The sequence below is a fragment of the Allosphingosinicella sp. genome (genome assembly GCF_036570505.1).
GTDB lineage: Bacteria > Pseudomonadota > Alphaproteobacteria > Sphingomonadales > Sphingomonadaceae > Allosphingosinicella.
Genome location: NZ_DATCYB010000105.1, coordinates 20,367 through 42,391, shown reverse-complemented (window position 1 = coordinate 42,391; position 22,025 = coordinate 20,367). Strand labels below are relative to the sequence as shown.

At 65.5% G+C, this 22,025-nt stretch carries 24 protein-coding genes; 11 read left to right on the top strand and 13 right to left on the bottom strand.

Annotation, left to right across the window (positions count from 1 at the left end; all coding sequences use genetic code 11):
* Positions 1-28 precede the first annotated feature (28 nt).
* From VIR62_RS13010 to VIR62_RS13000, 3 genes are read left to right on the top strand one after another with little or no spacing between them, the layout of a single operon-like run.
* Positions 29-583, top strand: a complete 555-nt coding sequence (locus tag VIR62_RS13010; protein WP_431871914.1) for a superoxide dismutase family protein — start codon at positions 29-31, stop codon at positions 581-583.
* A 50-nt stretch (positions 584-633) separates the two neighbouring features.
* Entirely contained in the window at positions 634-1,098 is a 465-nt protein-coding gene (locus VIR62_RS13005; RefSeq protein ID WP_431871912.1) for a low molecular weight protein-tyrosine-phosphatase, read from the top strand.
* On the top strand, positions 1,095-1,904 hold the full coding sequence (locus tag VIR62_RS13000; protein ID WP_431871910.1) for a fructosamine kinase family protein: 810 nt from the start codon (positions 1,095-1,097) through the stop codon (positions 1,902-1,904). Before VIR62_RS13005 ends, VIR62_RS13000 begins: the two co-directional genes overlap by 4 nt.
* On the opposite strand, the gene thpR is transcribed toward VIR62_RS13000, so the two are convergent.
* Complete coding sequence (gene thpR / locus VIR62_RS12995) at positions 1,901-2,434, bottom strand: RNA 2',3'-cyclic phosphodiesterase (RefSeq protein ID WP_431871908.1); 534 nt, start codon at positions 2,432-2,434, stop codon at positions 1,901-1,903. The two genes, VIR62_RS13000 and thpR, sit on opposite strands and share 4 nt — an antisense overlap.
* A 133-nt stretch (positions 2,435-2,567) precedes the next feature.
* On the opposite strand from thpR, the gene VIR62_RS12990 reads away from it, so the two are divergent.
* Positions 2,568-3,302 carry a Bax inhibitor-1/YccA family protein gene (locus tag VIR62_RS12990; protein WP_431871907.1) on the top strand — a complete coding sequence of 245 codons (735 nt, stop codon included), beginning with the start codon at positions 2,568-2,570 and terminating at the stop codon, positions 3,300-3,302.
* 55 nt (positions 3,303-3,357) lie between these two features.
* On the opposite strand, the gene VIR62_RS12985 is transcribed toward VIR62_RS12990, so the two are convergent.
* The 6 genes from VIR62_RS12985 to VIR62_RS12960 all read right to left on the bottom strand — a co-directional run bounded on the left by VIR62_RS12985 (position 3,358) and on the right by VIR62_RS12960 (position 8,986).
* Positions 3,358-4,371 (bottom strand): YihY/virulence factor BrkB family protein, encoded by a 1,014-nt coding sequence (locus VIR62_RS12985; RefSeq protein WP_431871905.1) that lies wholly within the window; start codon positions 4,369-4,371, stop codon positions 3,358-3,360.
* A 39-nt stretch (positions 4,372-4,410) separates the two neighbouring features.
* On the bottom strand, positions 4,411-4,572 hold the full coding sequence (locus VIR62_RS12980; RefSeq protein ID WP_431871903.1) for a hypothetical protein: 162 nt from the start codon (positions 4,570-4,572) through the stop codon (positions 4,411-4,413).
* A 26-nt stretch (positions 4,573-4,598) separates the two neighbouring features.
* Entirely contained in the window at positions 4,599-5,477 is an 879-nt protein-coding gene (locus VIR62_RS12975; RefSeq protein WP_431871902.1) for a dienelactone hydrolase family protein, read from the bottom strand.
* Between the two features lie 16 nt (positions 5,478-5,493).
* Entirely contained in the window at positions 5,494-6,129 is a 636-nt protein-coding gene (locus VIR62_RS12970; protein WP_431871901.1) for a glutathione S-transferase family protein, read from the bottom strand.
* 204 nt (positions 6,130-6,333) lie between these two features.
* Complete coding sequence (gene clpA, locus VIR62_RS12965; RefSeq protein WP_431871899.1) at positions 6,334-8,658, bottom strand: ATP-dependent Clp protease ATP-binding subunit ClpA; 2,325 nt, start codon at positions 8,656-8,658, stop codon at positions 6,334-6,336.
* Between the two features lie 130 nt (positions 8,659-8,788).
* Positions 8,789-8,986, bottom strand: coding sequence for a DUF1192 domain-containing protein (locus VIR62_RS12960; protein WP_431871897.1), 198 nt, complete (start codon positions 8,984-8,986; stop codon positions 8,789-8,791).
* Between the two features lie 137 nt (positions 8,987-9,123).
* Between VIR62_RS12960 and VIR62_RS12955 the strand changes: the two genes are divergently transcribed.
* From VIR62_RS12955 to VIR62_RS12945, 3 genes are all read left to right on the top strand, one after another.
* Entirely contained in the window at positions 9,124-10,017 is an 894-nt protein-coding gene (locus tag VIR62_RS12955) for a LytR/AlgR family response regulator transcription factor (protein ID WP_431871895.1), read from the top strand.
* A gap of 132 nt (positions 10,018-10,149) precedes the next feature.
* On the top strand, positions 10,150-11,244 hold the full coding sequence (locus VIR62_RS12950; protein WP_431871893.1) for a M23 family metallopeptidase: 1,095 nt from the start codon (positions 10,150-10,152) through the stop codon (positions 11,242-11,244).
* Positions 11,245-11,303: 59 nt separating this feature from the next.
* A complete protein-coding gene (locus tag VIR62_RS12945) occupies positions 11,304-12,299 on the top strand; it encodes an NAD(P)H-quinone oxidoreductase (RefSeq protein ID WP_431871892.1) in 996 nt (331 codons plus the stop codon).
* A 15-nt stretch (positions 12,300-12,314) separates the two neighbouring features.
* On the opposite strand, the gene era is transcribed toward VIR62_RS12945, so the two are convergent.
* Genes era through VIR62_RS12915 form a run of 6 tightly spaced genes read right to left on the bottom strand, consistent with a single transcriptional unit; the run spans position 12,315 to position 16,501 of the window.
* The gene (gene era / locus VIR62_RS12940) at positions 12,315-13,208 is read right to left on the bottom strand and encodes a GTPase Era (RefSeq protein ID WP_431871891.1); all 894 of its coding nucleotides are present in this window, start codon (positions 13,206-13,208) and stop codon (positions 12,315-12,317) included.
* Positions 13,205-13,876 carry a ribonuclease III gene (gene rnc / locus VIR62_RS12935; RefSeq protein ID WP_431871890.1) on the bottom strand — a complete coding sequence of 224 codons (672 nt, stop codon included), beginning with the start codon at positions 13,874-13,876 and terminating at the stop codon, positions 13,205-13,207. Before rnc ends, era begins: the two co-directional genes overlap by 4 nt.
* 2 nt (positions 13,877-13,878) lie before the next feature.
* Positions 13,879-14,724 (bottom strand): signal peptidase I, encoded by an 846-nt coding sequence (gene lepB, locus VIR62_RS12930; RefSeq protein WP_431871889.1) that lies wholly within the window; start codon positions 14,722-14,724, stop codon positions 13,879-13,881.
* 48 nt (positions 14,725-14,772) lie between these two features.
* On the bottom strand, positions 14,773-14,895 hold the full coding sequence (locus tag VIR62_RS12925) for a hypothetical protein (RefSeq protein ID WP_431871887.1): 123 nt from the start codon (positions 14,893-14,895) through the stop codon (positions 14,773-14,775).
* Positions 14,892-16,091 carry an MFS transporter gene (locus tag VIR62_RS12920; protein ID WP_431871885.1) on the bottom strand — a complete coding sequence of 400 codons (1,200 nt, stop codon included), beginning with the start codon at positions 16,089-16,091 and terminating at the stop codon, positions 14,892-14,894. Before VIR62_RS12920 ends, VIR62_RS12925 begins: the two co-directional genes overlap by 4 nt.
* Positions 16,088-16,501 carry a MarR family winged helix-turn-helix transcriptional regulator gene (locus VIR62_RS12915; protein ID WP_431871883.1) on the bottom strand — a complete coding sequence of 138 codons (414 nt, stop codon included), beginning with the start codon at positions 16,499-16,501 and terminating at the stop codon, positions 16,088-16,090. The genes VIR62_RS12920 and VIR62_RS12915 overlap by 4 nt, the downstream gene beginning before the upstream one ends.
* 89 nt (positions 16,502-16,590) lie before the next feature.
* Between VIR62_RS12915 and pgi the strand changes: the two genes are divergently transcribed.
* From pgi to VIR62_RS12895, 4 genes are all read left to right on the top strand, one after another.
* A complete protein-coding gene (gene pgi, locus VIR62_RS12910) occupies positions 16,591-18,093 on the top strand; it encodes a glucose-6-phosphate isomerase (protein ID WP_431871882.1) in 1,503 nt (500 codons plus the stop codon).
* Positions 18,090-19,439 carry a glutathione-disulfide reductase gene (gene gorA / locus VIR62_RS12905; RefSeq protein ID WP_431871881.1) on the top strand — a complete coding sequence of 450 codons (1,350 nt, stop codon included), beginning with the start codon at positions 18,090-18,092 and terminating at the stop codon, positions 19,437-19,439. The genes pgi and gorA overlap by 4 nt, the downstream gene beginning before the upstream one ends.
* Positions 19,440-19,472: 33 nt before the next feature.
* Positions 19,473-20,744 (top strand): homogentisate 1,2-dioxygenase, encoded by a 1,272-nt coding sequence (hmgA, locus tag VIR62_RS12900; RefSeq protein WP_431871945.1) that lies wholly within the window; start codon positions 19,473-19,475, stop codon positions 20,742-20,744.
* Positions 20,745-20,909: 165 nt separating this feature from the next.
* Positions 20,910-22,022: an S-(hydroxymethyl)glutathione dehydrogenase/class III alcohol dehydrogenase gene (locus tag VIR62_RS12895; protein ID WP_431871879.1), complete on the top strand. Its 1,113-nt coding sequence runs from the start codon at positions 20,910-20,912 to the stop codon at positions 22,020-22,022.
* The last annotated feature ends 3 nt before the right edge of the window (positions 22,023-22,025 follow it).

Here is a 22,025-nt window from a genome sequence, read left to right as displayed (position 1 = left end):
CGGAAGGTGAAACAGGAGGAGAGACAAGATGAAAGCACATATTCTCGCCCTCGGCGCCGTCGCGTCCATTAGCCTCGTCGGCTGTGCGGCTACCGATTATGGCGTGGAGCCGGATGACGATTTTCCGCAGGCATTGACGGCAAGCGCGCAGTTGCTCGACGCCTCGGGCCGGGCGATGGGGACTGCCACGGCCACCCAGTCGGGCGACAGCATCCGCGTGCGGATCGAGGGCGTGGGTCTGCCGTCAGGCGCGCACGGCGCCCATGTCCATATGACCGGGCAATGCATCGCGCCGGGCTTCGACAGTGCCGGCGGGCATTGGAACCCGACCAACCGCGGGCACGGCAGCGAGAATCCCGCCGGCATGCACAAGGGCGACATGCCCAACATCCTTATCGGCACCAATGGCGCTGGCACGCTGGAATATACGATCGCCGCCGCCCGGATCTCCGGGAGCAGTGACGCCCTTCTCGACGAAGACGGCGCGGCGATCGTTATCCATTCCGGCCCTGACGACTATCGCTCCGATCCTTCCGGGAACAGCGGGGCGCGAATTGCCTGCGGTGTTTTCGCGGCGGCGTAGGGCGGCCCGCGGCATAAGGGCGTGATAGCCCAGCAATAAGGTTCGGCGCGATGGTCAAGTCCGTGTTGTTCGTCTGTCTCGGCAACATTTGTCGCTCCCCGCTCGCCGAGGCGGCGTTCAGCCGGGAAGCGAGGCGGCTTGGGCTGGATGTCGATATCGATTCCGCCGGGACGGGCACATGGCACATCGGCCATCCGCCGGATAGCCGCGCCTCGGCCGTGGCGGCGCGAAATGGCGTCGATATCGCGCATTTGAGAGCGCGACAGGTGACCGCCGACGATTTCCGCAGGTTCGATTACATCGTTGCGCTGGATGCCGAAAACCTCACCGACCTGCGCCGCATGCGGCCTGCGGACGGCAAGGCGGAACTGTCGCTGCTGCTCGACCATGTAGAGGGGCGAGTGGGGCAGGCGGTGGCGGATCCCTATTATGGCGGAGAAGAGCATTTCGACGTCACCTGGTCCGACGTGACCGAAGGCGCGAAGGGACTGGCGCGGAGGATCGCCGGGCGGTGAGCGTCTTCGCCCGCAGGGTCGCCGCTCTGACCGGTGCCCCGGAGGAGCGGCTGCAGCGGCTCGCTGGCGGCGATCTGTCGGAAGTGCTGCTGCTTCGTCGAGGCGACGGGCGGTGCACGGTCGCGAAGGGCGGCCCGGCCGTCGCTACCGAAGCGGCGATGCTGCGAACATTGGCCGCCGCCGGCGTGCCAACGCCGTTGGTCGAGGGCGAGCATGAGGGCGTGCTTCTGCTTCAGCATATCGACAATGATGGCGTGTTCAGCCCCCTTGCCTGGGCGGACATCGGCGCGGCAACGCGCGAGTTGCACGCCGTCACCGGGGAGAGTTACGGATGGTCGGTAGACTATGCGCTTGGCTCGGTAGCGCTCGACAACCGGCAGCGGAGCGATTGGCCGGGCTTCTGGGCCGAGCAAAGGCTGCTTGCGACCGCCAGGGTGCTTGATCGGCCCTGGCGGGAGCGGGTCGAGCGGTTAGCGAAGCGTTTGGGCGACCTGCTTCCCCCCGATCCGCCCCTCTCGCTTCTCCATGGAGATTTGTGGAGCGGCAACATCCTCGTCAGGGATGGGCAGCTCGCCGCGCTGGTGGATCCGGCCTGTTATCACGGCCATTCAGAGGTCGATCTCGCGATGGTGACCCTGTTCGACGCGCCGCCGCCTGAATTTCAGGAAGCCTATGGTTCGCTGGAACCCGGCTGGGGCGAGCGGCGAGATGTCTATCAGCTCTTTCCTGCTTTCGTGCATCTCCGGCTCTTCGGCACCGGCTATGCCGGCATGGTCGAACGGCTGATGGATCGGCTGGGCGCCTAATCCAGCCTGTAGCGTTCCACGATCGAGTAAACGGCGCCTTCGGGGGTGAGCTCGCTTTCGTAGAGGCCGAAGCTGTCGACCGGGAAGGGCGCGCTGGAAAGGCCGCCCGACTGTTCGAGGAGGCCGGCAATCGGTCCGGCCGCACGATTGAGGCGGCCCAGCGTGATGTGAGGCAGATAGGCGCGCTGGTCCGGCGCGATGGCGGCGCGGGCGGCGGCCTGATCGACCTTGTTGTGGAGCGCCTTCAGCGGCTCGTGCGGCGTAACTCCGGCCCACAAGGTTTCCGGCTGACCGCGCCGTTCGAAGCTGCCTATGCCGCTCAGCGCTATTTCGAAGCGCGGATGATGGATCGCACCGAGCGCGGCGTGGAGATCCTCCGCCAGATGCCGGTCTACTTCTCCTATGAAGCGCAGCGTGAGGTGCAGCTGGTCGTCGCTCTGCCAGCGTGCCCCACGCACGCCGCCCATGACGTCGAGCAACAGTTCGCGAACGGGGCGGGGTGGCCGGATGGCGACGAACAAGCGGTGCATGATGCCATCAGCCCATAGCGTTTCGAGAGAATGACGGGGAGGGGGCGATGTCCGGTTTTCCTTGAAAGGTACGCCGATTCACCCGATATTGACGGGCGACGGCGATGGTTTCGCCGCAAAGGAGAAGTTTGAAATGGCAAATGGATTTGACCCGCGGGTGAACGCATCGCCGCAGACGACGACGCGCCCCCGCGAAGGCGTGGCCTTCGACGCGGGCCTGCGGTCCTATATGCTCTCAGTCTACAACTATATGGCATCGGGGGTATTGCTCACGGGCATCGTCGCGCTGCTGTTCGCCAGCAGCGGCTATGCCGCCCAGATTCTGATGGGGCCGGGCATCCTCAAATATGTCATCATGTTCTCGCCGCTCGCCTTCGTGATGGTGCTGAGCTTCGGCATCAACCGGCTTTCGACGGGCACCGCCCAGCTCCTCTTCTGGGCTTTCGCGACGGTGATGGGCCTTTCGATGGCTTCCATCTTCCTAGTCTTCACCGGCACGTCAATCGCGCAGACCTTCTTCGCGACGGCCGCGGCCTTCGCGGGCCTGAGCCTCTGGGGCTATACCACGAAGAAGGACCTGTCGGGCTTCGGCACCTTCCTCATCATGGGCGTCGTAGGGCTGCTGGTCGCGATGATCATCAACCTGTTCCTGCAATCCTCGACGATGCAGCTGGTGATCAGCTTCATCGGCGTGCTGCTGTTCGCGGGGCTCACCGCATATGACACACAGCGCATCAAGAGCCTCTATTTCCACGTCGCCGGCAGTGATATGATCGGCAAGGTGGTGATCATGGGCGCGCTGTCGCTATATCTGGATTTCGTAAACATGTTCACCTTCCTCCTCCAGTTCATGGGCAGCCGCGAATAGGCATGGTCCTGATGGAGAAGGGGAGAAGGCCCGGTGACAACGCCGGGCCTTTTTCCTATTCCGGAAGGTCGAGGCCGATCGTGGGTATCTCCCCCGTCTCGTCGGCGGAGGCGGCATGCCGGCGCCCTGCGGGGCGGGGCGCGCCTACAGTGGTGTCTTCGTCCGTCTGAAGCTCAATCTCGGCGTTGAGCTTCGCGCCGAGCAGCAGGATGAAGGCCGAAAGGTAGATCCATAGCTGGAGCACGACGACGGCGGCGAGCGAGCCGTAGCTGATGTCGTAGCGGCCGAAGCGGGCGATATAGAAGCCGAAGGCGAAGGTCGCGAGCAGCCACAGGACGGTCGTCGTGAGCGCGCCGGGAAGAATCCAGGCCCAGCGCGCGTGACGACGCGAGGGCGCGTAGCGATAAAGGAGGGCGCTGCCGACGCTGATGCCAGCGGTGATCAGCAGCCAGAAACTGAGCTTCGCCACGCCCCATCCGAGCGGCGTGCCCTCGGGCATCAGTTCTCCCACATAGCCGAACAGGGCGATCGCCAGCAGCGCCAGCAGCATGAGCGCCGCGCTGCCCAGAGCCAGCAGGATCGGGATGCCCCAGCGCCTGGCGAAGCGCTGCACGTCCCCCTCCCCGTAAATGACGTTGAGCGCGGCCGTGATCGATCGCGCGCTCCGCGCGCCGCCGTAGATGGTGAGCAGCAACGCGAGCAGCAGGGCGAGACCGCCGCCGCGATGGTCGGTGATGACCTCGACGACCCGCCTGGCGACCAATGGCTGAGCCGCCTCGGGGATGATCGACACAAGCTTGCCCACGTCCCGGACCACCTCGGCCGGCGCGCGCACCAGGCCGTATATCATCGCCGTCGAGGCGATCAGCGGCAGCAGAGCCAGAAAGGCGTAGAAGGCAATGCCGGCGGCGAGAACGTTGAGATTGTCGGCCTTGGCGTTGCGCCAGACCCGGATCACGATGTCGCGCCAGCCCACCAGCGGAATGGCGAGCGGCGACTCCGCGCGGCGGCCGCGGTCGCCGGAACCTCTGCTGAGCAACAGCGCCAGCCATCTGACCGTCCTCGTCATGGTCGATAGTCTTTCACTTCGGCGCGGCGGGTCTCTCGGTCAGTCGTTGGCTCCGCGCCGTTGCCAGACCATGAGCGCAGGGAAGGCGGCCAGGGCGGCGAGGAGATAGATGGCGGCGTTGCCGGTGTAGACGGCGGTGCCGATCAGGACCAGGATCGCGGCGACGGCGAGGACGAGCATCGCCCTGCGGGTATTGTCCATTTCTGCTTTCCCCCCTTCGATGCGTATCAGCCGAGATGACGGCCAAGAAAATCCATGGTCCGCCTCCAGGCGAGATCCGCAGCCGCCTTGTCGTACCGTTCCGCCGATGTGTCGTTGTTGAAGGCGTGCTCGACGCCCGGATAGGTGTGGGCGGTGACGTTCGCGCCCGCCTTCTTGAGCGCGGCGGCCCAGGGCCCGCCCGTCTTGTTCACCCGTTCGTCGTTCCCGGCATAGTGGAGCAGCATCGCCGCCTTGACCTTGGCGGCTTCCAACGGATCGGGTGCCGGGCCGTAATAGGCGACCCCGGCATCGAGCCCGTCGCCGGCGGCGACGGCGAGGCGGTTGACGAACGCTCCACCCCAGCAGAAGCCAACGGCGCCGACCTTGCCGTTGCTGTGATCAAGGGCACGCGTCGCGCCGAGCAGGGCGACGGCATCGGCGACGCTGCCCTGCAGTTCCAGGCGCCCGATCATCTCGCGCGCCTTGTCCTCGTCGGCGGGCGTGCCGCCCATCTCCGAAAGGAAATCGGGCGCGACGGCGAAATAACCGCCCAGGGCCACGCGGCGAGCCACATCTTGGATATGGCGGTTGAGGCCGCGATTCTCATGGATGACGATGACGCCGGGAATCTTCTTTCCGGCAGCGGCCTTGGGCGTCGCGACATAGCCGTTCAGCGCGCGCCCCTTGAGGCCGAGCGAGCCCCGGCGGATGATGAGCCGATCGTCATTCTCGGGAACGATGGCCGCGGCGGCCGGACTGGCGGCGATGCCGAGGAGCAGGGCATTGGCCGCGGCAGCGCTGCCGGAGATCCTGGTGAGCTCGGCCATGAAGGCGCGACGGTCTAGGCCCTCATGGGTGAAGCGGTCATAGAGCCTGATAGCGGCCGCGCGGACGTCCTCACTCATCTTTCGCTCCTTTCGGTCAGGCGGGCTGAGGCTCCGGCTTTGGCATCGCGGCGTCATCGAGCTCGTTCGCGCGTCTTGCCGCGGGGCGCGACTGCAAGCGGCCGACATAAGCCTCGAAAGCCGGCCGCTTCTCGATCGTCCCGAACATCAGACCCCAGCCGATCTGAGATCCCACGTAAACGTCGGCGGCGGTGAACTGATCGCCGCAGATATACGGAGCACCAGAGACGGCGCGCTCGAGCGTATCGATCGTCTCCTCGTAGCTGCCGTAGCCGGCCATTTGCTTTTTGTCGGCGGGCGCAAGCAGCCCAAGAGCCTTGCTGGTTACCGCCGGCTCGACGCATCCGGCCGCGAAGAACAACCAGCGGAAATAGGGTCCGCGCCGCGGATCGGCGAGCGGCGGTGCCAGACCCTTGTCGGGAAAGGCGTCGGCCAGATAGGCGCAGATGGCGCCGGCCTCGGTGACGATCGTGTCGCCATGCTTGATCGCGGGCACCTTCCCCATCGGGTTGATCGCGAGATAGTCCGCGTCCTTCATCGTCGTGCCATAGTCGAGGATGACGGTGTCGTAAGGCTCGCCGACTTCCTCGAGCATCCAGCGAGCGATTCGCCCACGCGATTGGGGATTGGTGTAGAAGGTGAGGTTGGGCATCGCCACGCTCCTTCAATGGGAGCGGCACAATAGCGTCAGTCACGGCAAAGCGGGAGTCCACTTGTCATGGGCGTCGAACGACCGGTCCCGCCCGTCGGGGCCGCCAGCGGACGCTCGTCATTGCGAAGACCGGACCCGATCCGGGGGACGAAGCAATCCAGCTGCTCAGCTTGCTGGATTGCTTCGCTATGCTTCCAATGACGACTAGGCCTTCTGCTCTTCGGTCTTCTTCTTGCCTCCACCCTTCTTTTTTCGCGAGGGCTTGGGCGCGGCGGGGACGATCTCGAAGGCGGGCGCGTCGTCCTTGATCGTGACCTTCACCTCGCCGCCGTTGAGGAGCTTGCCGAACAGCAGTTCCTCGGCCAGCGGCTGCTTGATCTTCTCCTGCATCAGCCGCCCCATCGGCCGGGCGCCGTAGAGACGATCGTAACCGCGCGACGTGAGCCACTGCTTCGCCTCGTCGTCGAGGCTGATGTGGACATTGCGGTCCGCCAGCTGGAGCTCCAGCTGAAGGATGAACTTGTCCACGACGCGGGCGACGACCTCGGGCGGCAGATAGCCGAACGGCACCACCGCATCGAGGCGGTTGCGGAATTCCGGCGTGAACATCCGCTTGATCGCTTCCTCGTCCTCGCCCTCGCGAGTGATAGCGCCGAAGCCGATCCCTTCCTTGGCCATGTCGGACGCGCCCGCATTGGTCGTCATGATGAGGATGACGTTGCGGAAATCGACCGTCTTGCCGTGGTGATCGGTCAATTTGCCGTTGTCCATCACCTGGAGGAGGATGTTGAACAGGTCCGGATGCGCCTTCTCGATCTCATCGAGCAGCAGCACGCTGTGCGGATGCTGGTCGACCGCGTCGGTGAGGAGGCCGCCCTGGTCGTAGCCGACATAGCCCGGGGGCGCGCCGATCAGGCGGCTCACCGAATGGCGCTCCATGTATTCGGACATGTCGAAGCGCTGGAGCGGAATGCCCATGATCGAGGCGAGCTGACGCGCCACCTCGGTCTTGCCGACGCCGGTGGGGCCCGAGAAGAGATAGTTGCCGATCGGCTTGTCGGGATCGCGCAGGCCCGCGCGCGAAAGCTTGATCGCCGACGACAGCGTTTCGATCGCCTTGTCCTGACCGAACACGACGCGCTTCAGGTCGCGGCCGAGATGCTCCAGTGCCTTCTTGTCGTCGGTCGAAACCGACTTCGGCGGGATGCGGGCGATGGTCGAGATGACCGCCTCGATCTCCTTGGTGGTGATCGTCTTCTTGCGGCGTGATGGCGGCACCAGCATCTGCATCGCGCCGACCTCGTCGATCACGTCGATCGCCTTGTCGGGCAGCTTGCGGTCGTTGATGTAGCGCGCCGACAGCTCGACCGCAGACTTGATCGCGTCGGACGTGTAGCGCACCGAGTGATGCTCCTCGAACGCCGAGCGCAGACCGGCGAGGATCTTGATCGTGTCCTCGACCGTCGGCTCGTTGACGTCGATTTTCTGGAAGCGCCGGAGCAGCGCCCGGTCCTTCTCGAAATGGTTGCGGAATTCCTTGTAGGTGGTCGAGCCGATGCAGCGGATCGTGCCGCCCGACAAAGCGGGCTTCAGCAGGTTGGACGCGTCCATCGCGCCGCCGCTGGTGGCGCCGGCGCCGATCACCGTGTGGATCTCGTCGATGAACAGGATGGAATTGGGCAGCTTCTCCAGTTCCGTCACCACCGCCTTCAGCCGCTCCTCGAAATCGCCGCGATAGCGGGTGCCGGCGAGCAGGGCGCCCATGTCGAGCGCGTAGATCACCGCTTCCTTCAGGACATCGGGAACGTCGCCCTCGACGATCTTGCGCGCGAGACCTTCGGCGATGGCGGTCTTGCCGACGCCGGGGTCGCCTACATAGAGCGGGTTGTTCTTCGAGCGGCGGCAGAGAATCTGGATGGTGCGGTCGACCTCGGGCCCGCGGCCGATCAGCGGATCGACGCGGCCAGCCTCGGCCTTCTCGTTCAGATTAACGGTGAATTGCTTTAGGGCACTTTCGCTCTTCTTCTTGCCGCTCTCTTCCTTCTTCTCCTCCTCGGCGCCCTTCACCTCGACGGGCTCGGCCGCGGTTTCGCCCTTGCCGACGCCGTGGCTGATGTAGCTGACGGCATCGAGGCGGCTCATGTCCTGCTGCTGGAGGAAATAGACGGCGTAGCTCTCGCGTTCCGAGAAGAGCGCGACGAGGACATTGGCGCCGGTTACCTCGTCCCGCCCGGAGGACTGGACGTGGAGGATGGCGCGCTGGACGACGCGCTGGAAACCGCTGGTGGGGGAGGGGTCGGTCTCGCCCTCCACCTTCAGCGCTTCGAGCTCATTGTCGAGATAGAGGCGGACGCCTTCGCGCAGCTCCTTCAAATCGACGCCGCAGGCCGACATGACCTTTGAGGCATGAGCATCCTCGACGAGGGCGAGCAGAAGGTGCTCGAGCGTCGCATATTCGTGCCTGCGGCCGCTCGCTTCGGCGAGCGCCGTGTGGAGCGTCTGTTCCAGTTCACGGGCGAATGATGGCATTAACTTACTCCTTGCGGCCCGCGACAGGTTTTCACGGGCAACTTATCCTTAATGTCGGGGCGCGTCGCTCGGGCATCAAGGACTCGCTCCTATTAACGGCGGGGATCATCGGCGGTTGCCCCCGCCTGCTTCATTTCTTGAATAGTTCATCCGCGCTTGCGCGATGGTTAACGGCGGCTTCAATCTTTGCCTTCACGCGCGCGATCTCGCTTTCCAGGATGGCGATGCGGGCGTGGAGCTCCTCGACCGACAGTGGATCGAGGTCCTGCTTGACGAGCAAAGTCAGCGGGTCGCCTGGTTTGTCCGGAAAGAGCTCATCCAGATCCATGGCGCCAGAGTCCGCCGACCGCACGTTGGTGTCAATCGCCAGCGCGACATATCCCCAGATTTCTTGTCCGCTGTGTGACCGCTGGGCACTCGCTTGGACGGCTGGCGCTGAATTGCCTGGTGGCTTAATAGTCGGTCATGATCCGGCGCCCGCTCCAGCGGCTTGTTTCCGCCTTCGAATCGCCCTCGATCGAAAGCCGTCAAGGCCTGGTCCTGCTCGCGGGCGTGAGTCTGGTCGGCTGGACACTGGCGGCGCTCCTTTTCGCCGGCCAGGCCTATATCTTCAGCCTCTTTCGCGGATCGCCGCAAGCGTGGTGGCCGACATTCGGCTATGTGATGGCAATCTTCTCGATCTGGGCGCTCGTTACGCCGCCGCTGGTCCTGCTCGTCCGCCGCGTGGAAACAAGCGGCTGGGGTCTTTCCCGGCGCGCCGCTCTCTACATCCTCGGTCTTCCGGCGACAATCCTGTTGCACGTCCTCCTTTTCGCGGGCCTGTTCTGGCCGACCTACAACAATGATGGCCGCCTCCCCACGCGCTGGGCGATGGCAGAGCGCATGCTCCTGTCCAATCTCGACAAGAATCTGCTGCTCTACGCCGGATTGGTCGGAGGCGTGGTCGCGGTCATCGCCTATCGGCGAAGGCATCAGGGATGGCAGATCGATCGAGCGCGTCTCGCGGCCAGCGTCAATGCTCCTCGGCCGTGGCTGCGCGTTCGTTCGGGAGGCACACAGCGCGCCATCGCGCTCGACCAGATCATATGGATCGAGGCGGCCGGCAATTATTCGGAAGTTCACACCGCCGGCGGCTCCCACCTGATCGACGAATCCCTCTCAGCTTTGGATAGGCTGCTTCCACCTGATGCGTTCGCGCGGGTTCATCGCCGCGCGATCGTGCATTTCGACCGTATTCAGCAGGTGCGTGGCATCGGGCGTGGCGATGCTCTCATCGCACTCGATGACGGCACCCAGCTTCGTCTCAGCCGCCGCTTCCGCGACCAGCTCAGACCCTGGCTCTCGGCCGAAAAGGCTTAGCCGGTCCCGCTCGCCATCTCCGTAGTCCCGTTCACGGATCGCCCTCTCCCCGATCGCCAGCACATTGCTCTTAGGGTTTCGTCGGCCAGCGCAATTCCGCCGGCGCGGAACGATAAACACCGGGAAATGAAGATGAAAAGAGCTGCCCTTTCGGCATTCCTCCTAATCACGGCTGGGCTCTCCTGCTCCAGCGCGGGTATAAGCCAGACGCAAGAACCTGTACGGCAGAGCTTCGATGTGCAGGTCCCGGTCTCGCCCGTGCCGGTGCGGATCGGCGACGCGACACGGCTGCGCTACGAGCTCCACCTCACCAACTTCGCCTCCAGGCCCCTGACGCTAATGCGCGTGCGGATTCTGGACGCTGCGACGGGAATGGTCATGGCTGGCTACGAGGGCGCGGAGCTGCGCCGGCACTTGGGAGGGCCGGGCGCAACGGCCGAGACGGGCGTTATCGCCCCGGGAATGCGCAGGGTAGTCTATCTCGGCGTTCCCCTTACCGGGGCGCCAGGGAAGCTTCTCCACCGCATCGAATTTCATGCGGAAGGCGGCGAGCCAGTCACGCTCGAAGCCGGCGCGGTGGACATAGACCGACGGCCGGTGCCGGTCCTCGGACCGCCCTTGCGTGGCGGGCCTTGGGTGGCGGTCTATGAACCGGCGATGGAGCGGGGGCACAGGCGGGTCGTCTATGCGGTGGACGGTCGGGCGCGCATACCGGGTCGTTTCGCGATCGACTGGATGAAGCCCAGGGACGGCGACGTCGCTCTTGGCGCCGACGTGCTCGCGGTGGCGGATGCCATTGTCGTCGGAACCCGTGACGGGATGGCGGCGCCCGCCGGCGATGGCGACTTTCGCGGCAGCCTTGGCGAAGCGGCCGGCAACTACATCGTGCTCGACCTGGGCGAGGGACGTTATGCCACTTACGAGCATCTGAAACCGGGCCTGCTGGTCGAACCCGGCGACCGGGTCGAGAAAGGCGAGGTCATCGCGGCGCTCGGGATGACCGGCCAGGCCACGGGGCCGCACCTGCACTTCCATGTCAGCGATGCGGCGGAGCCGTTGCCCGCCGAAGGGCGGCCCTACCTCTTCTCCGATTTCACTATTGTCGGCTCCTATCCGACCATGGATGCCTTTTCCCGAGGCGATCCCTGGCACCGGCGCCCGGCGCCATTGAATATCGAGCATTCCTTTCCATCGCCCAATGTCGTCGTCCGGTTTCCCGAGGGCTGAGCCGGCTTGTGCCGACAAAGGGCCGCCCCTATCGACATTTTCCCGAGGAGGGCGACCCGATGACCGGCCTGCCGGCTACCATGACTGCGATCGACCCGGCGGCGCCCGGCGGACCCGAGGTCCTGGTGTCGCTGGAACGGCCGGTGCCGAAGCCTGGAGCCGGCGAGGTGCTGGTGAAAGTGGCGGCGGCGGGCGTCAATCGGCCGGACGTGGCGCAGCGGCTCGGCCTCTATCCACCGCCGCCGGGCGCGCCGACCATTCCGGGGCTGGAGGTCGCGGGCGAGGTTGTGGCGGTGGGCGATGCCGTCGATTCGGCGGTGGTGGGGCAGAAGGTCTGCGCCCTGGTCTCGGGCGGCGGTTATGCTGAATATTGCGTAGCGCCTTATGGCCAATGCCTCCCCGTGCCGGCGCCGCTCGACATGGTCGAGGCGGCTGCTCTTCCCGAAACCTTCTTCACGGTCTGGAGCAACCTCTTTCAGCGGGGCGGCGCGCGGGAGGGCGACACGGTTCTCGTCCACGGTGGTACCGGCGGCATCGGCACCGCCGCCATCCTGCTGGGCAAGGTCTTCGGCCTCACCGTCATCGTCACCGCCGGCTCCGACGAGAAATGCGCCCGCGCCCGGGAAGTCGGCGCGGCTCACGCCATCAACTACAAGACCCAGGATTTCGTCGAGGAAATCAAGCGGATCGCCCCCGGGGGAGCGGCCGTCGTGCTCGACCTGATCGGCGGCGACTATGTGCCGCGCAACCTCTCCTGCCTCGCCGAGGAAGGCCGCCACGTCTCCATCGCCGCTCAGTTAGGGCCCAAGGCCGAAATCTCGCTCTGGCCCATCATGGCCAGGCGCCTCACCCTAACCGGGTCCCTCCTCCGCCCCCGCTCGGTCGAGTTCAAGACGCATCTGGCCGAAGACCTCGAGCGCGACGTCTGGCCGCATCTGGCAGCCGGCCGAATCAGCCCGATCATCGACAGCACTTTCCCCTTGGTCCGCGCCGCCGACGCGCATCGCCGCATGGAGGGCAACGACCATGTAGGGAAGATCGTGCTGGAGGTATGAGCAGCCGGAAACGCGCTACTCCACCCAATCCAACCCGATATCCCGATAGAGCCCCCGATCTTCTTCCCAGTCCGGCTTCACCTTGACGTGGAGGAAGAGGTGGACCTTTCGCCCGAGTAGCTTCGCCAACTCCTCGCGGGCCGCGGTTCCGATCTGCTTTAGTCGTGCCCCGCCCTTGCCGAGGACGATCGCCCTTTGCGTCGGGCGTCCGACCAGGATCTGCTGGTGGATGACGACGGAGCCGTCCTTGCGCTCCTCATATTTCTCGGTCTCGACCGCGCTCGCGTAAGGGAGCTCGGCGTGGAGCTGGTGATAGAGCTGCTCGCGCGTCACCTCGGCGGCGAGCATGCGGTCGGTGGCGTCGGAGACCTGCTCCTCGGGGAAGTGCCAGGGGCCTTCGGGCATGCGGGCGGCCAGCGCGGATTTGAGATCGGCCACGCCGTCGCCCGTGGTGGCGGAGACCATGAAGATTTCCTCGAAGTCGAGGCGTTCGGAGAGGCGCGCCGTCAGCGTCAGCAATTCCTCTTTCGGAGTCACGTCGACCTTGTTGAGGATCAGGACCTTGGGCTCCCGGCGGCTCTTCAGCGTGTCGAGCATCTCCTCGATGCGGGTCGAAAAGCCGGTCTTGGCGTCGATGACGAGGGCGATCAGGTCGGCGTCCTGCGCTCCGCCCCAGGCCGCCGCCACCATGGCCCGGTCGAGCCGACGGCGCGGCGCGAAGATGCCGGGCGTGTCGAGGAGGAGGATCTGCGCCTCGCCTTCGATTGCAATGCCCATTAGGCGGACGCGGGTCGTCTGCGCCTTGGCGCTGACGATAGCGACCTTCTGGCCGATCAGCGCATTGACCAGGGTCGACTTGCCAGCATTGGGTGCGCCGACCACGGCGACGAGGCCGCAATTTTCCGTCATGTCAGCTTCTCCAGCAATGCCCTGGCCGCCGCGGTTTCGGCTTCCTGCTTGGAAAGCCCTTCGGCGCTTGCCGTTCCCACGCCCTTGATCTCCACATCGACGATGAACCTGGGCGCGTGATGCGGCCCTGAGCGGCCCTTGAGCTGATAGACAGGCGGCCGCTTGTCGTGGGCGGCCGCCCATTCCTGGAGGGTGGATTTGGGATGCTGGGGGGCCTGATCTCCCCGGTTCAGGCGGTCGGACCAGGCGCGGCGGATGAAAGCGGTCGCGCTGCCCAGGCCGGACTCCAGGTAGAGCGCGCCGATCAGCGCCTCGACGACATCGCCCAGCACATTGTCGCTGTCGGCGGCGCCGTCGTCGCGGGCCTGCTTTCCGAGGATCACCTGCCCTCCGACCCCGAGCGTACGCCCGACCTCGGCACAGGTCTCGCGCGAGACGAGCGCGTTGAACCGCCGCGAGAGCTTGCCTTCCGGTTCCTCGGGAAAGAGCTCGTAGAGCCAGGTCGCCATGATGACGCCCAATACGCGGTCGCCGAGGAACTCGAGCCGCTGATAATGATCGTCGCCGCGGCTGCCATGGGTAAGGGCGCGGGTGAACAGGGCGACGTCCTGTGGACGGTGCCCCAACGTCCGTTCGACCCAGGCGGCGACATCATGCGATCCGCTCATGCTCAGAACGTCTCCCCGATCCGCTGCCAGCGGGCGGCGGAAACCCAGGTCCAGGGCGCCAGCCATTCGGCCGAGCCGTCGGTCGAGAAAAAGATGATCAGCGCCTCGCCGATCAGATAGTCGGCGGGAAGGTCGCCCACGCCCTCGGCGGCGAGGGCGAAGCGGCTGTCGAGGCTGTCGTCTCGATTGTCGCCCATCATGAAGTAATGGCCGTCCGGGACGATATGGACCGGCGTGTCGTCGGCGATGCCGTCCATCTGGTCGAGCACATAATAAGAGCGGCCACCGGGGAGCGTCTCGCGATACCGCTCGAAGGCGCAGAAGCGGTTGCCCGCCTCGTCCGTGACGACGCGCGCCGCCTCGGGGATGACCGTCCGACAGGGACTGTTGGGGCTCATCGGCATCAGATAATCGGCGACGCGAACACGCGGCACTTCCACGCCGTTGAGCCAGAGCGTGCCGTCCCGCATCTGGATCGTATCGCCCGGAAGGCCGATTACCCGCTTCACATAATCGTCCTCGCCGCCGCCTGGATAGCGGAAGACGGCGATGTCGCCTCGGTCGGGCGTATCGGCGAGAATGCGACCGTCGAAACTGCCGAGCCCGAAGGGCAGGCTGAACCGCGAATAGCCATAGGGCCATTTGGCGACGAACAGATAGTCGCCGATCATCATCGTCGGCAGCATCGATCCCGACGGGATGCTGAATGGCGCGACGATGAAGCTCCTCAGGATCAGCGCGAACAGGAACAGCAGCAGGAGGAATCGGGTCGTTTCTCTCAGCCCCCCCTCCTTCTTTTCGGCCGGCCGCACCGAGGGCCGGGCTTCGAGGCTGGTGTCACTCTCCATCGCCCCCGCTTTCGCGTGGCGCGCGGGAACGGTCAAGCGGTCAGGCGATCAGCCCAGGCACCAGGCCATGAACTCGCCGAGCGAGATCATCGCGCCCTGGTCGCGCCAGAGCCACAGCCCGACGAGGAGCAGGGGCGAGACGGCGGCGAGAATGAGGAGATGGAGCTTCATGCCGGCGCGGGCTCGAGCCGGGCGATGGCCCGGTCGCTGATGGGCAGGTGAATGAGCGCCGCGACGAAGCCGAGGGCGATGGAGGCGGCCCAGGCGGCGTCGTAGGAGCCGTTTCGGTCGTAGATGAGGCCGCCGAGCCAGGCGCCGAAGAAGCTGCCGAACTGATGGCTCATGAACACGATGCCGTAGAGGGTGGAAAGGTAGCGGACGCCGAAAATCTGGCCGACGAGGCCGCTGGTGAGCGGCACCGTACCCAGCCAGAGGAAACCCATGGTCGAGGCGAAGACGAGGGCGCTGGCGGGCGTCAGCGGCAGGGCGAGGAACAGGATGATGACGAGCGCGCGAGCCGCGTAGATGCCGCTCAGCACATATTTCTTGCGCAGATAATCGCCCGACAGGCCGAAAATGTACGAGCCGAAGATGTTGAACAGGCCAATGAGGGCGAGCGATTGGGCGCCGACCGCGAGGCCGAGGCCATGGTCCGTCAGATAGGCCGGAAAGTGGGTGGCGATGAAGACGAGCTGGAACCCGCAGACGAAGAAGCCCGCGTTTAGTAGCCAGTAGCCACGATGTCCCGCGGCTTCGCGCAGGGCCGCGCGAAGCGACTGCTTCGGCCCCTCCGACTGGCCTTCGGGCCGGCCGGCAACGCCGAGAGCGAGGACCGCGACGAGCGCGACCATTCCCGCCAGCACGACCAGGGTCAGTCGGTAGCCCAGCTCTCCGAGCAGCATCTGCGCGCCCGGCACGACCAGGAACTGGCCGAGCGACCCGCCGGCGGTGACGATGCCGAAGGCGAGCGTCCGCCGTTCCGCGGAGACGACTCGTCCGACGGCGCCGAGCACGATGACGAAGGTCGTCGCCGCCAGCGCGACCCCGATGAGCAGGCCGAAGGAAAGATGAAGGCCAAGGGCGCTCCCCGTCCAGGCGGCGAGGATTAGGCCCGCCACATAAACGAACGCGCCCCAGAAGATGACGCGGCCGGCGCCGTGCCGGTCGGCGAGGGCGCCGACGAAGGGCTGGGCTAGACCGAACAGCAGATTCTGAATGGCGATGGCGAGGCCGAAGCTCTCGCGGCCGATGTCCAGCGCCATGCTCATCTGCGGCATGAACAGGCCGAAGGACTGGCGCACGCCCATGGCGAGCGTGACGATCAGCGCGGCGGACAAGACGACGATCCAGGGCCGCCGCATGGTCATACCCGCATCTCCTCTATGCGATCGAGAATCTCGAAAAGTCGCGGGTGGTCCGGACCGAGAGCGGCTTCGACCCGTGCCTGCGCCTCTTCCCATCGGGGCTGGGCACGGCGCATCGCTTGTTTCGCCTCGTCGGTGATGGAGACGATCCGGCTGCGCCGGTCCTTGCCCGGTTCGGAACGGATGAGGCCCTTCTCTTCCAGAGTGCCCAGCGTGCGGTTGAGCGTAGTCCGGTCGTAGCAGCTCGCCGCCGCGAAATCGCTGAGCGAGGAGGGGCCGGCCCGCTGCAGCATGCGGAGCAGCGAGAATTGCGCGACCGTCAGCCCCGATGGCGCCAGCGCCTCGTCATAAAGAGCGCTGACGATGCGAGTGGAGCGGCGGAGCTTGTTGCAGGCGCACACGGTCGAAAGCATAAAGCGTGCAGATACACCTATTTCGGGTGGGGTCAATTGGCTTTGTGGCCAAGGGTCCCTAGATAGGCCGCGAACAGGAGGAAGAGCGGATGCGCGATGCTTGGGCCAATGTCGAAAAAGCCGAGACCCAGCCGCTCAGCGACCTGTTCAAATCCGATTCCGATCGACTGACAAAGCTCACGATTGAGGAAGCCGGCATCCGGTTCGATTTCTCGAAGACTCATTTGAACGGCTCCCTAGTCTCCGCTTTCGAGGCGCTCGCCGAGGCGCGCGACCTGGCTGGCGCGCGCGAGGCGCTCTTCTCGGGGAAGCAAATCAATGTCACCGAAGGCCGCGCGGCCGAGCATACCGCCGAACGCGGGCAGGGGACGCCGGAGAGCGTCGCCCGCGCTCAGGGTTTCCACGCCCGGATGCGCGCCCTCGTCGACGCGATAGAGGCGGAGGCGTTCGGGCCGATCCGCTCGATCCTCCACATCGGCATCGGCGGATCGGCACTCGGCCCCAAGTTCCTGATCGACGCGCTCGGTCGCGACGAGCAGCGTTATAAGACCGCCGTCATCTCCAATGTCGACGGCGCCGCGCTGGAGGAAGCCATCGGCGGCTTCGATCCGCAGACGACCCTGCTGGTCATCGCCTCCAAGACCTTCACCACCTCGGAAACGATGCTGAATGCCCAGTCGGCCCTGCTCTGGATGCAGGAGGGCGGGGTCGCCGATCCTTACGGCCGCATCGTAGCGCTCACCGCCAACCCCGGCAAGGCGATCGCGTTCGGTGTCGACGAGACCCGCGTCCTGCCTTTCGCCGAGACGGTGGGCGGACGCTACTCGCTCTGGTCTTCACTCGGCTTCCCCATCGCCCTCGCGCTCGGCTGGGAGGCGTTCGAGGAGCTGCTGGAGGGCGCGGCAACGATGGACCGCCATTTCCGCCTCGCGCCGCCGGCGGCGAATGCGCCTGTGCTCGTCGCCTTCGTCGACCGATATTACGCCAATGTCCGCGGCTCCGAGACGCGCGCCGTCTTCGCCTACGACGAGCGGCTGCGGCTGCTCCCCTCCTACCTCCAGCAACTGGAGATGGAATCGAACGGCAAGCGCGTGACCACGGACGGCAAGCCCGTCGGCCGTGCCACCTCACCCATCGTCTGGGGCGGCGTCGGCACGGACGCACAGCATGCGGTTTTCCAGCTCCTCCACCAGGGGACGCATCTCGTCCCCGTCGAATTCATCGCCGCGATCGAGCCGGAGCACGGCCTCGCCTTCGACCACCACCGCCAGCTCCTAATCAACTGCTTCGCCCAGGGGGCGGCGCTGATGGCCGGGAAGCAGGCCGACGATCCCGCGCACAGCTACCCCGGCGACCGGCCCTCGACGACCATCCTCCTCGACCGCGTCGATCCGGCGACGCTCGGCGCGCTCCTCGCCTTCTACGAGCACCGCACCTTCGTGAACGCGGTGCTGCTCGGCATCAATCCGTTCGACCAGTTCGGGGTCGAGTTCGGCAAGGAAATCGCCAAGGCCATCGACAGCGGCGACGCGTTCGACTTCGATCCCTCCACCAGGGCCTTGATCGAACGCGCATTTGGGGAAGCGGAATGACCAAGAAGTTCGATTACGACCTTTTCGTCATCGGCGCGGGTTCGGGCGGCGTGCGTGCCTCTCGCGTTTCCGCCGCCCACGGCGCCAGGGTGGCGGTCGCCGAAGAGCACAAGGTTGGCGGCACCTGCGTCATTCGCGGCTGCGTGCCCAAGAAACTGCTCGTCTACGGCGCCCATTTCGCCGAGGATATCGCCGATGCCCGCCGTTTCGGCTGGGAGGTGTCCGACTGCAAGTTCAACTGGCCGACCTTGCGCGACAATGTCCTCGACGAAGTGTCGCGGATCGAAGGGTTGTACACGGAGAATCTCGAGCGTCACGACGTCGATATCATCAAGGAGCGCGCCACCGTCGCCGGTCCGCACGAGGTCGCGCTCGCGAGCGGCCGCACCGTCACCGCCGGCAAAATCCTGATCGCCACGGGCGCGACGCCGGTCATGCCGGACTTTCCGGGCGCCGAGCATGGCATCTCGTCGAACGAGGTGTTTCACCTGGACGAGTTGCCGAAGCGGATCGTGATCGCGGGCGGCGGCTATATCGCCAACGAATTCGCCGGCATCTTCCACGAATTCGGCAGCAAGGTGACGGTGGTGAACCGCTCCGACGTCATCCTGCGCGGCTATGAGGAAGCGTTGCGCGACCGGCTGCTGCAAATCTCGATCACCAAGGGCATCGACTTCAAGTTCAACGCCGCCTTCCAGACGGTTGAGAGAGCCGAGGACGGGACACTCACCGTCTACCTCACCGGTTGCGATCCGATCGAGGCCGATGCCATTCTTTTCGCAATAGGGCGGACGCCGAACACCGATGGCCTCGGCCTCGAAACGGCCGGAGTCGAAATCGATGAGAAGGGTGCCGTTGTGGTCGATGCCGACAACAAGTCCACCTGCGACAGCATTTACGCGGTTGGCGACGTCACCAACCGTGTGCAGCTGACCCCGGTCGCCATTCGCGAGGGCCACGCCTTCGCCGATACGATGTTCGGGGACAAGCCGACGCGCGTCGATTATGAGAGCATTCCGTCCGCCGTCTTCAGCCATCCGCCGCTGGCCGGGGTCGGCCTCACCGAAGGCCAGGCGCGCGACCGGCTCGGCACGATCAAGACCTACACGGCGGATTTCCGCCCGATGAAGAATGTGCTCGCCGGCCGCAACGAGCGCGCGCTCTACAAGCTGATCGTTGACGGCGAGACGGAGGAGGTGGTCGGCATCCACATGATCGGCCCCGACGCTCCCGAAATCCTCCAGGCGGCCGCCATCGCGGTCAAGGCCAGGCTCAAGAAGAGCGATTTCGACGCCGTGGTTGCGCTCCACCCGACCATGGCCGAAGAACTGGTGTTGATGCGCTGAATGAGGAGAGAGGCCGTGGCGACGGACGGTTACATGAGCGGCTTCGGCGGCCATTTCGCTACGGAGGCGGTGCGGGGTGCCCTTCCCGAAGGCCGTAATTCGCCGCAGCGGCCCGCGCACGGCCTCTATGCCGAACAGCTTTCCGGCACGGCTTTCACGGCGCCCCGCCATGAGAATCGACGCTCCTGGCTCTACCGCATGCGCCCCAGCGCCGAGCATCCGCCCTACCGCCGCTACGAAGGCGCCAAATTCTTCTCCCCTGGCACGTCGGATGCGCCGCTCGCGCCCAATCGCCTCCGCTGGGATCCGCTTCCCATTCCCAAGGAGGCGACCGACCTCATCGATGGCATGACGACGATGGTCGCCAATCGCGATCCGGCTTCGCTGGAAGGCGCCGCCGTCCACATCTACCGTGCCAATCGCGACATGGAGGATCGCTTCTTCGTCGATGCGGACGGCGAACTGCTCTTCATTCCGCAGTTGGGTCGTCTCACGCTCCTCACCGAGCTGGGCCGCATCGACATCGCGCCGGGCGAGGTCGCGCTGGTGCCCCGCGGCGTCCGTTTTCGCATATTGCTGCCGGACGGGGAGGCGAGGGGCTATGTCGCCGAAAATCACGGCAGCCTGTTCCGCCTTCCCGAGCTTGGCCCGCTAGGCTCCAACGGCCTCGCCAATGCTCGGGACTTCGAGACGCCGGTCGCCGCCTATGAGGACCGCGACGGCGAATTCGAGCTCGTCCAGAAATATCTGGGCTCGCTCTGGACTACCACGCTGGATCACAGCCCGCTCGACGTCGTCGCCTGGCACGGCAATCTCGCGCCCTGGAAATACGACCTCGCCCGCTTCAACGCGATGGGGACGGTCAGCTTCGACCATCCCGATCCGTCCATCTTCACCGTCCTCACCTCGCCCAGCGACGTGCCCGGCCGCGCCAATGCCGATTTCGTCATCTTCCCGCCGCGCTGGATGGTGGCCGAGGACACGTTCCGCCCGCCCTGGTTCCACCGCAACGTGATGAGCGAATGCATGGGCCTCATCCACGGCGCCTATGACGCCAAGGCCGAAGGGTTCGCGCCGGGCGGCATGAGCCTGCACAACATGATGTCCGGCCACGGTCCCGACGTCGCGAGCTGGAAGGCGGCGAGCGAGGCGGAGCTCAAGCCCCACAAGATCGAGGGCACGCTCGCCTTCATGGTGGAAAGCTGCTGGCCCTTCCTGCCCACGGAGTTCGCGCTGGAGTGCGAGCAGATGCAGCTCGATTACGACGAGGCCTGGGGTGGATTCCCGAAAGCCATGCTGCCTTAGCCACCTGTCATCCTGAACCTGTTTCAGGATCCATCTTGTCACCCGCGATGGGGGCGGCGGACTGGATGCTGAAACAAGTTCAGCATGACGAAAGGAGGATCGTCGCCCCTCGACTTCGCTCGGGACGAGCGGCTAGGGAGCGGGCGAGATCAGGAGACCGCACCGATGAAAACCCGCGCCGCCGTTGCCTTCGAAGCCAAAAAGCCGCTCGAGATCGTCGAGCTCGATCTCGAAGGGCCGAAGGCGGGCGAGGTGCTGGTCGAGATCATAGCGACGGGCATCTGCCACACCGACGCCTACACGCTGGACGGCTTCGACAGCGAGGGCATCTTCCCGTCGATCCTCGGTCATGAAGGCGCGGGGATCGTGCGCGAGGTCGGGGCGGGCGTCGCCTCGGTGAAGCCTGGCGACCACGTCATCCCGCTCTACACGCCCGAATGCCGCCAGTGTAAGTCCTGCCTCTCGGGCAAGACCAACCTCTGCACCGCTATCCGCGCCACGCAGGGCAAGGGCCTGATGCCGGACGGCACCAGCCGGTTCAGCTACAAGGGCCAGACCATCCATCATTATATGGGCTGCTCGACCTTCTCGAACTTCACCGTCCTGCCCGAGATCGCTGTCGCCAAGATCCGCCAGGACGCGCCTTTCCAGACGAGCTGCTATATCGGCTGCGGCGTCACCACGGGCGTCGGCGCTGTGGTGAACACCGCCAAGGTCGAGCCGGGCGCCAACGTCGTCGTGTTCGGCCTCGGCGGCATTGGCCTCAACGTCATCCAGGGTGCGAAAATGGTCGGCGCCGACAAGATCATCGGCGTCGACATCAACCCGGAACGCGAGGAATGGGGCCGCCAGTTCGGCATGACTCACTTCCTTAACACCAAGGGTCTGTCGCGCGAGGAGACCGTCGCGAAGATCGTCGAGCTGACCGACGGCGGCGCCGACTATAGCTTCGACGCGACGGGCAATACCGAGGTGATGCGGACCGCGCTCGAATGCTGCCATCGCGGCTGGGGCGAGAGCATCATCATCGGCGTCGCCGAAGCCGGCAAGGAAATCGCCACACGCCCGTTCCAGCTCGTCACCGGCCGCGTCTGGAAGGGCACGGCCTTCGGCGGCGCCAGGGGACGCACCGACGTCCCGAAGATCGTCGACTGGTATATGAACGGCAAGATCGCCATCGACCCGATGATCACGCACGTGCTGAGCCTCGAGGAAATCAACAAGGGCTTCGACCTGATGCACGCGGGCGAGAGCATCCGCAGCGTCGTGGTCTATTGAAGA

Excerpts from the sequence above, each read along its gene's own strand:
- hmgA (WP_431871945.1), top strand. The coding sequence starts at position 19,473 with ATGAGCGGCTTCGGCGGCCATTTCGCTACGGAGGCGGTGCGGGGTGCC.
- VIR62_RS12950 (WP_431871893.1), top strand. The coding sequence starts at position 10,150 with ATGAAAAGAGCTGCCCTTTCGGCATTCCTCCTAATCACGGCTGGGCTC.
- clpA (WP_431871899.1), bottom strand. The coding sequence starts at position 8,658 with ATGCCATCATTCGCCCGTGAACTGGAACAGACGCTCCACACGGCGCTC.
- gorA (WP_431871881.1), top strand. The coding sequence starts at position 18,090 with ATGACCAAGAAGTTCGATTACGACCTTTTCGTCATCGGCGCGGGTTCG.
- VIR62_RS12975 (WP_431871902.1), bottom strand. The coding sequence starts at position 5,477 with ATGAGTGAGGACGTCCGCGCGGCCGCTATCAGGCTCTATGACCGCTTC.
- VIR62_RS12925 (WP_431871887.1), bottom strand. The coding sequence starts at position 14,895 with ATGAAGCTCCATCTCCTCATTCTCGCCGCCGTCTCGCCCCTGCTCCTC.
- lepB (WP_431871889.1), bottom strand. The coding sequence starts at position 14,724 with ATGGAGAGTGACACCAGCCTCGAAGCCCGGCCCTCGGTGCGGCCGGCC.
- VIR62_RS12960 (WP_431871897.1), bottom strand. The coding sequence starts at position 8,986 with ATGGATCTGGATGAGCTCTTTCCGGACAAACCAGGCGACCCGCTGACT.
- VIR62_RS12920 (WP_431871885.1), bottom strand. The coding sequence starts at position 16,091 with ATGACCATGCGGCGGCCCTGGATCGTCGTCTTGTCCGCCGCGCTGATC.
- VIR62_RS12985 (WP_431871905.1), bottom strand. The coding sequence starts at position 4,371 with ATGACGAGGACGGTCAGATGGCTGGCGCTGTTGCTCAGCAGAGGTTCC.
- VIR62_RS12945 (WP_431871892.1), top strand. The coding sequence starts at position 11,304 with ATGACCGGCCTGCCGGCTACCATGACTGCGATCGACCCGGCGGCGCCC.
- VIR62_RS13005 (WP_431871912.1), top strand. The coding sequence starts at position 634 with ATGGTCAAGTCCGTGTTGTTCGTCTGTCTCGGCAACATTTGTCGCTCC.
- VIR62_RS12895 (WP_431871879.1), top strand. The coding sequence starts at position 20,910 with ATGAAAACCCGCGCCGCCGTTGCCTTCGAAGCCAAAAAGCCGCTCGAG.
- VIR62_RS12915 (WP_431871883.1), bottom strand. The coding sequence starts at position 16,501 with ATGCTTTCGACCGTGTGCGCCTGCAACAAGCTCCGCCGCTCCACTCGC.
- thpR (WP_431871908.1), bottom strand. The coding sequence starts at position 2,434 with ATGCACCGCTTGTTCGTCGCCATCCGGCCACCCCGCCCCGTTCGCGAA.
- VIR62_RS13010 (WP_431871914.1), top strand. The coding sequence starts at position 29 with ATGAAAGCACATATTCTCGCCCTCGGCGCCGTCGCGTCCATTAGCCTC.
- era (WP_431871891.1), bottom strand. The coding sequence starts at position 13,208 with ATGACGGAAAATTGCGGCCTCGTCGCCGTGGTCGGCGCACCCAATGCT.
- pgi (WP_431871882.1), top strand. The coding sequence starts at position 16,591 with ATGCGCGATGCTTGGGCCAATGTCGAAAAAGCCGAGACCCAGCCGCTC.
- VIR62_RS12970 (WP_431871901.1), bottom strand. The coding sequence starts at position 6,129 with ATGCCCAACCTCACCTTCTACACCAATCCCCAATCGCGTGGGCGAATC.
- rnc (WP_431871890.1), bottom strand. The coding sequence starts at position 13,876 with ATGAGCGGATCGCATGATGTCGCCGCCTGGGTCGAACGGACGTTGGGG.
- VIR62_RS12980 (WP_431871903.1), bottom strand. The coding sequence starts at position 4,572 with ATGGACAATACCCGCAGGGCGATGCTCGTCCTCGCCGTCGCCGCGATC.
- VIR62_RS12955 (WP_431871895.1), top strand. The coding sequence starts at position 9,124 with ATGATCCGGCGCCCGCTCCAGCGGCTTGTTTCCGCCTTCGAATCGCCC.
- VIR62_RS12990 (WP_431871907.1), top strand. The coding sequence starts at position 2,568 with ATGGCAAATGGATTTGACCCGCGGGTGAACGCATCGCCGCAGACGACG.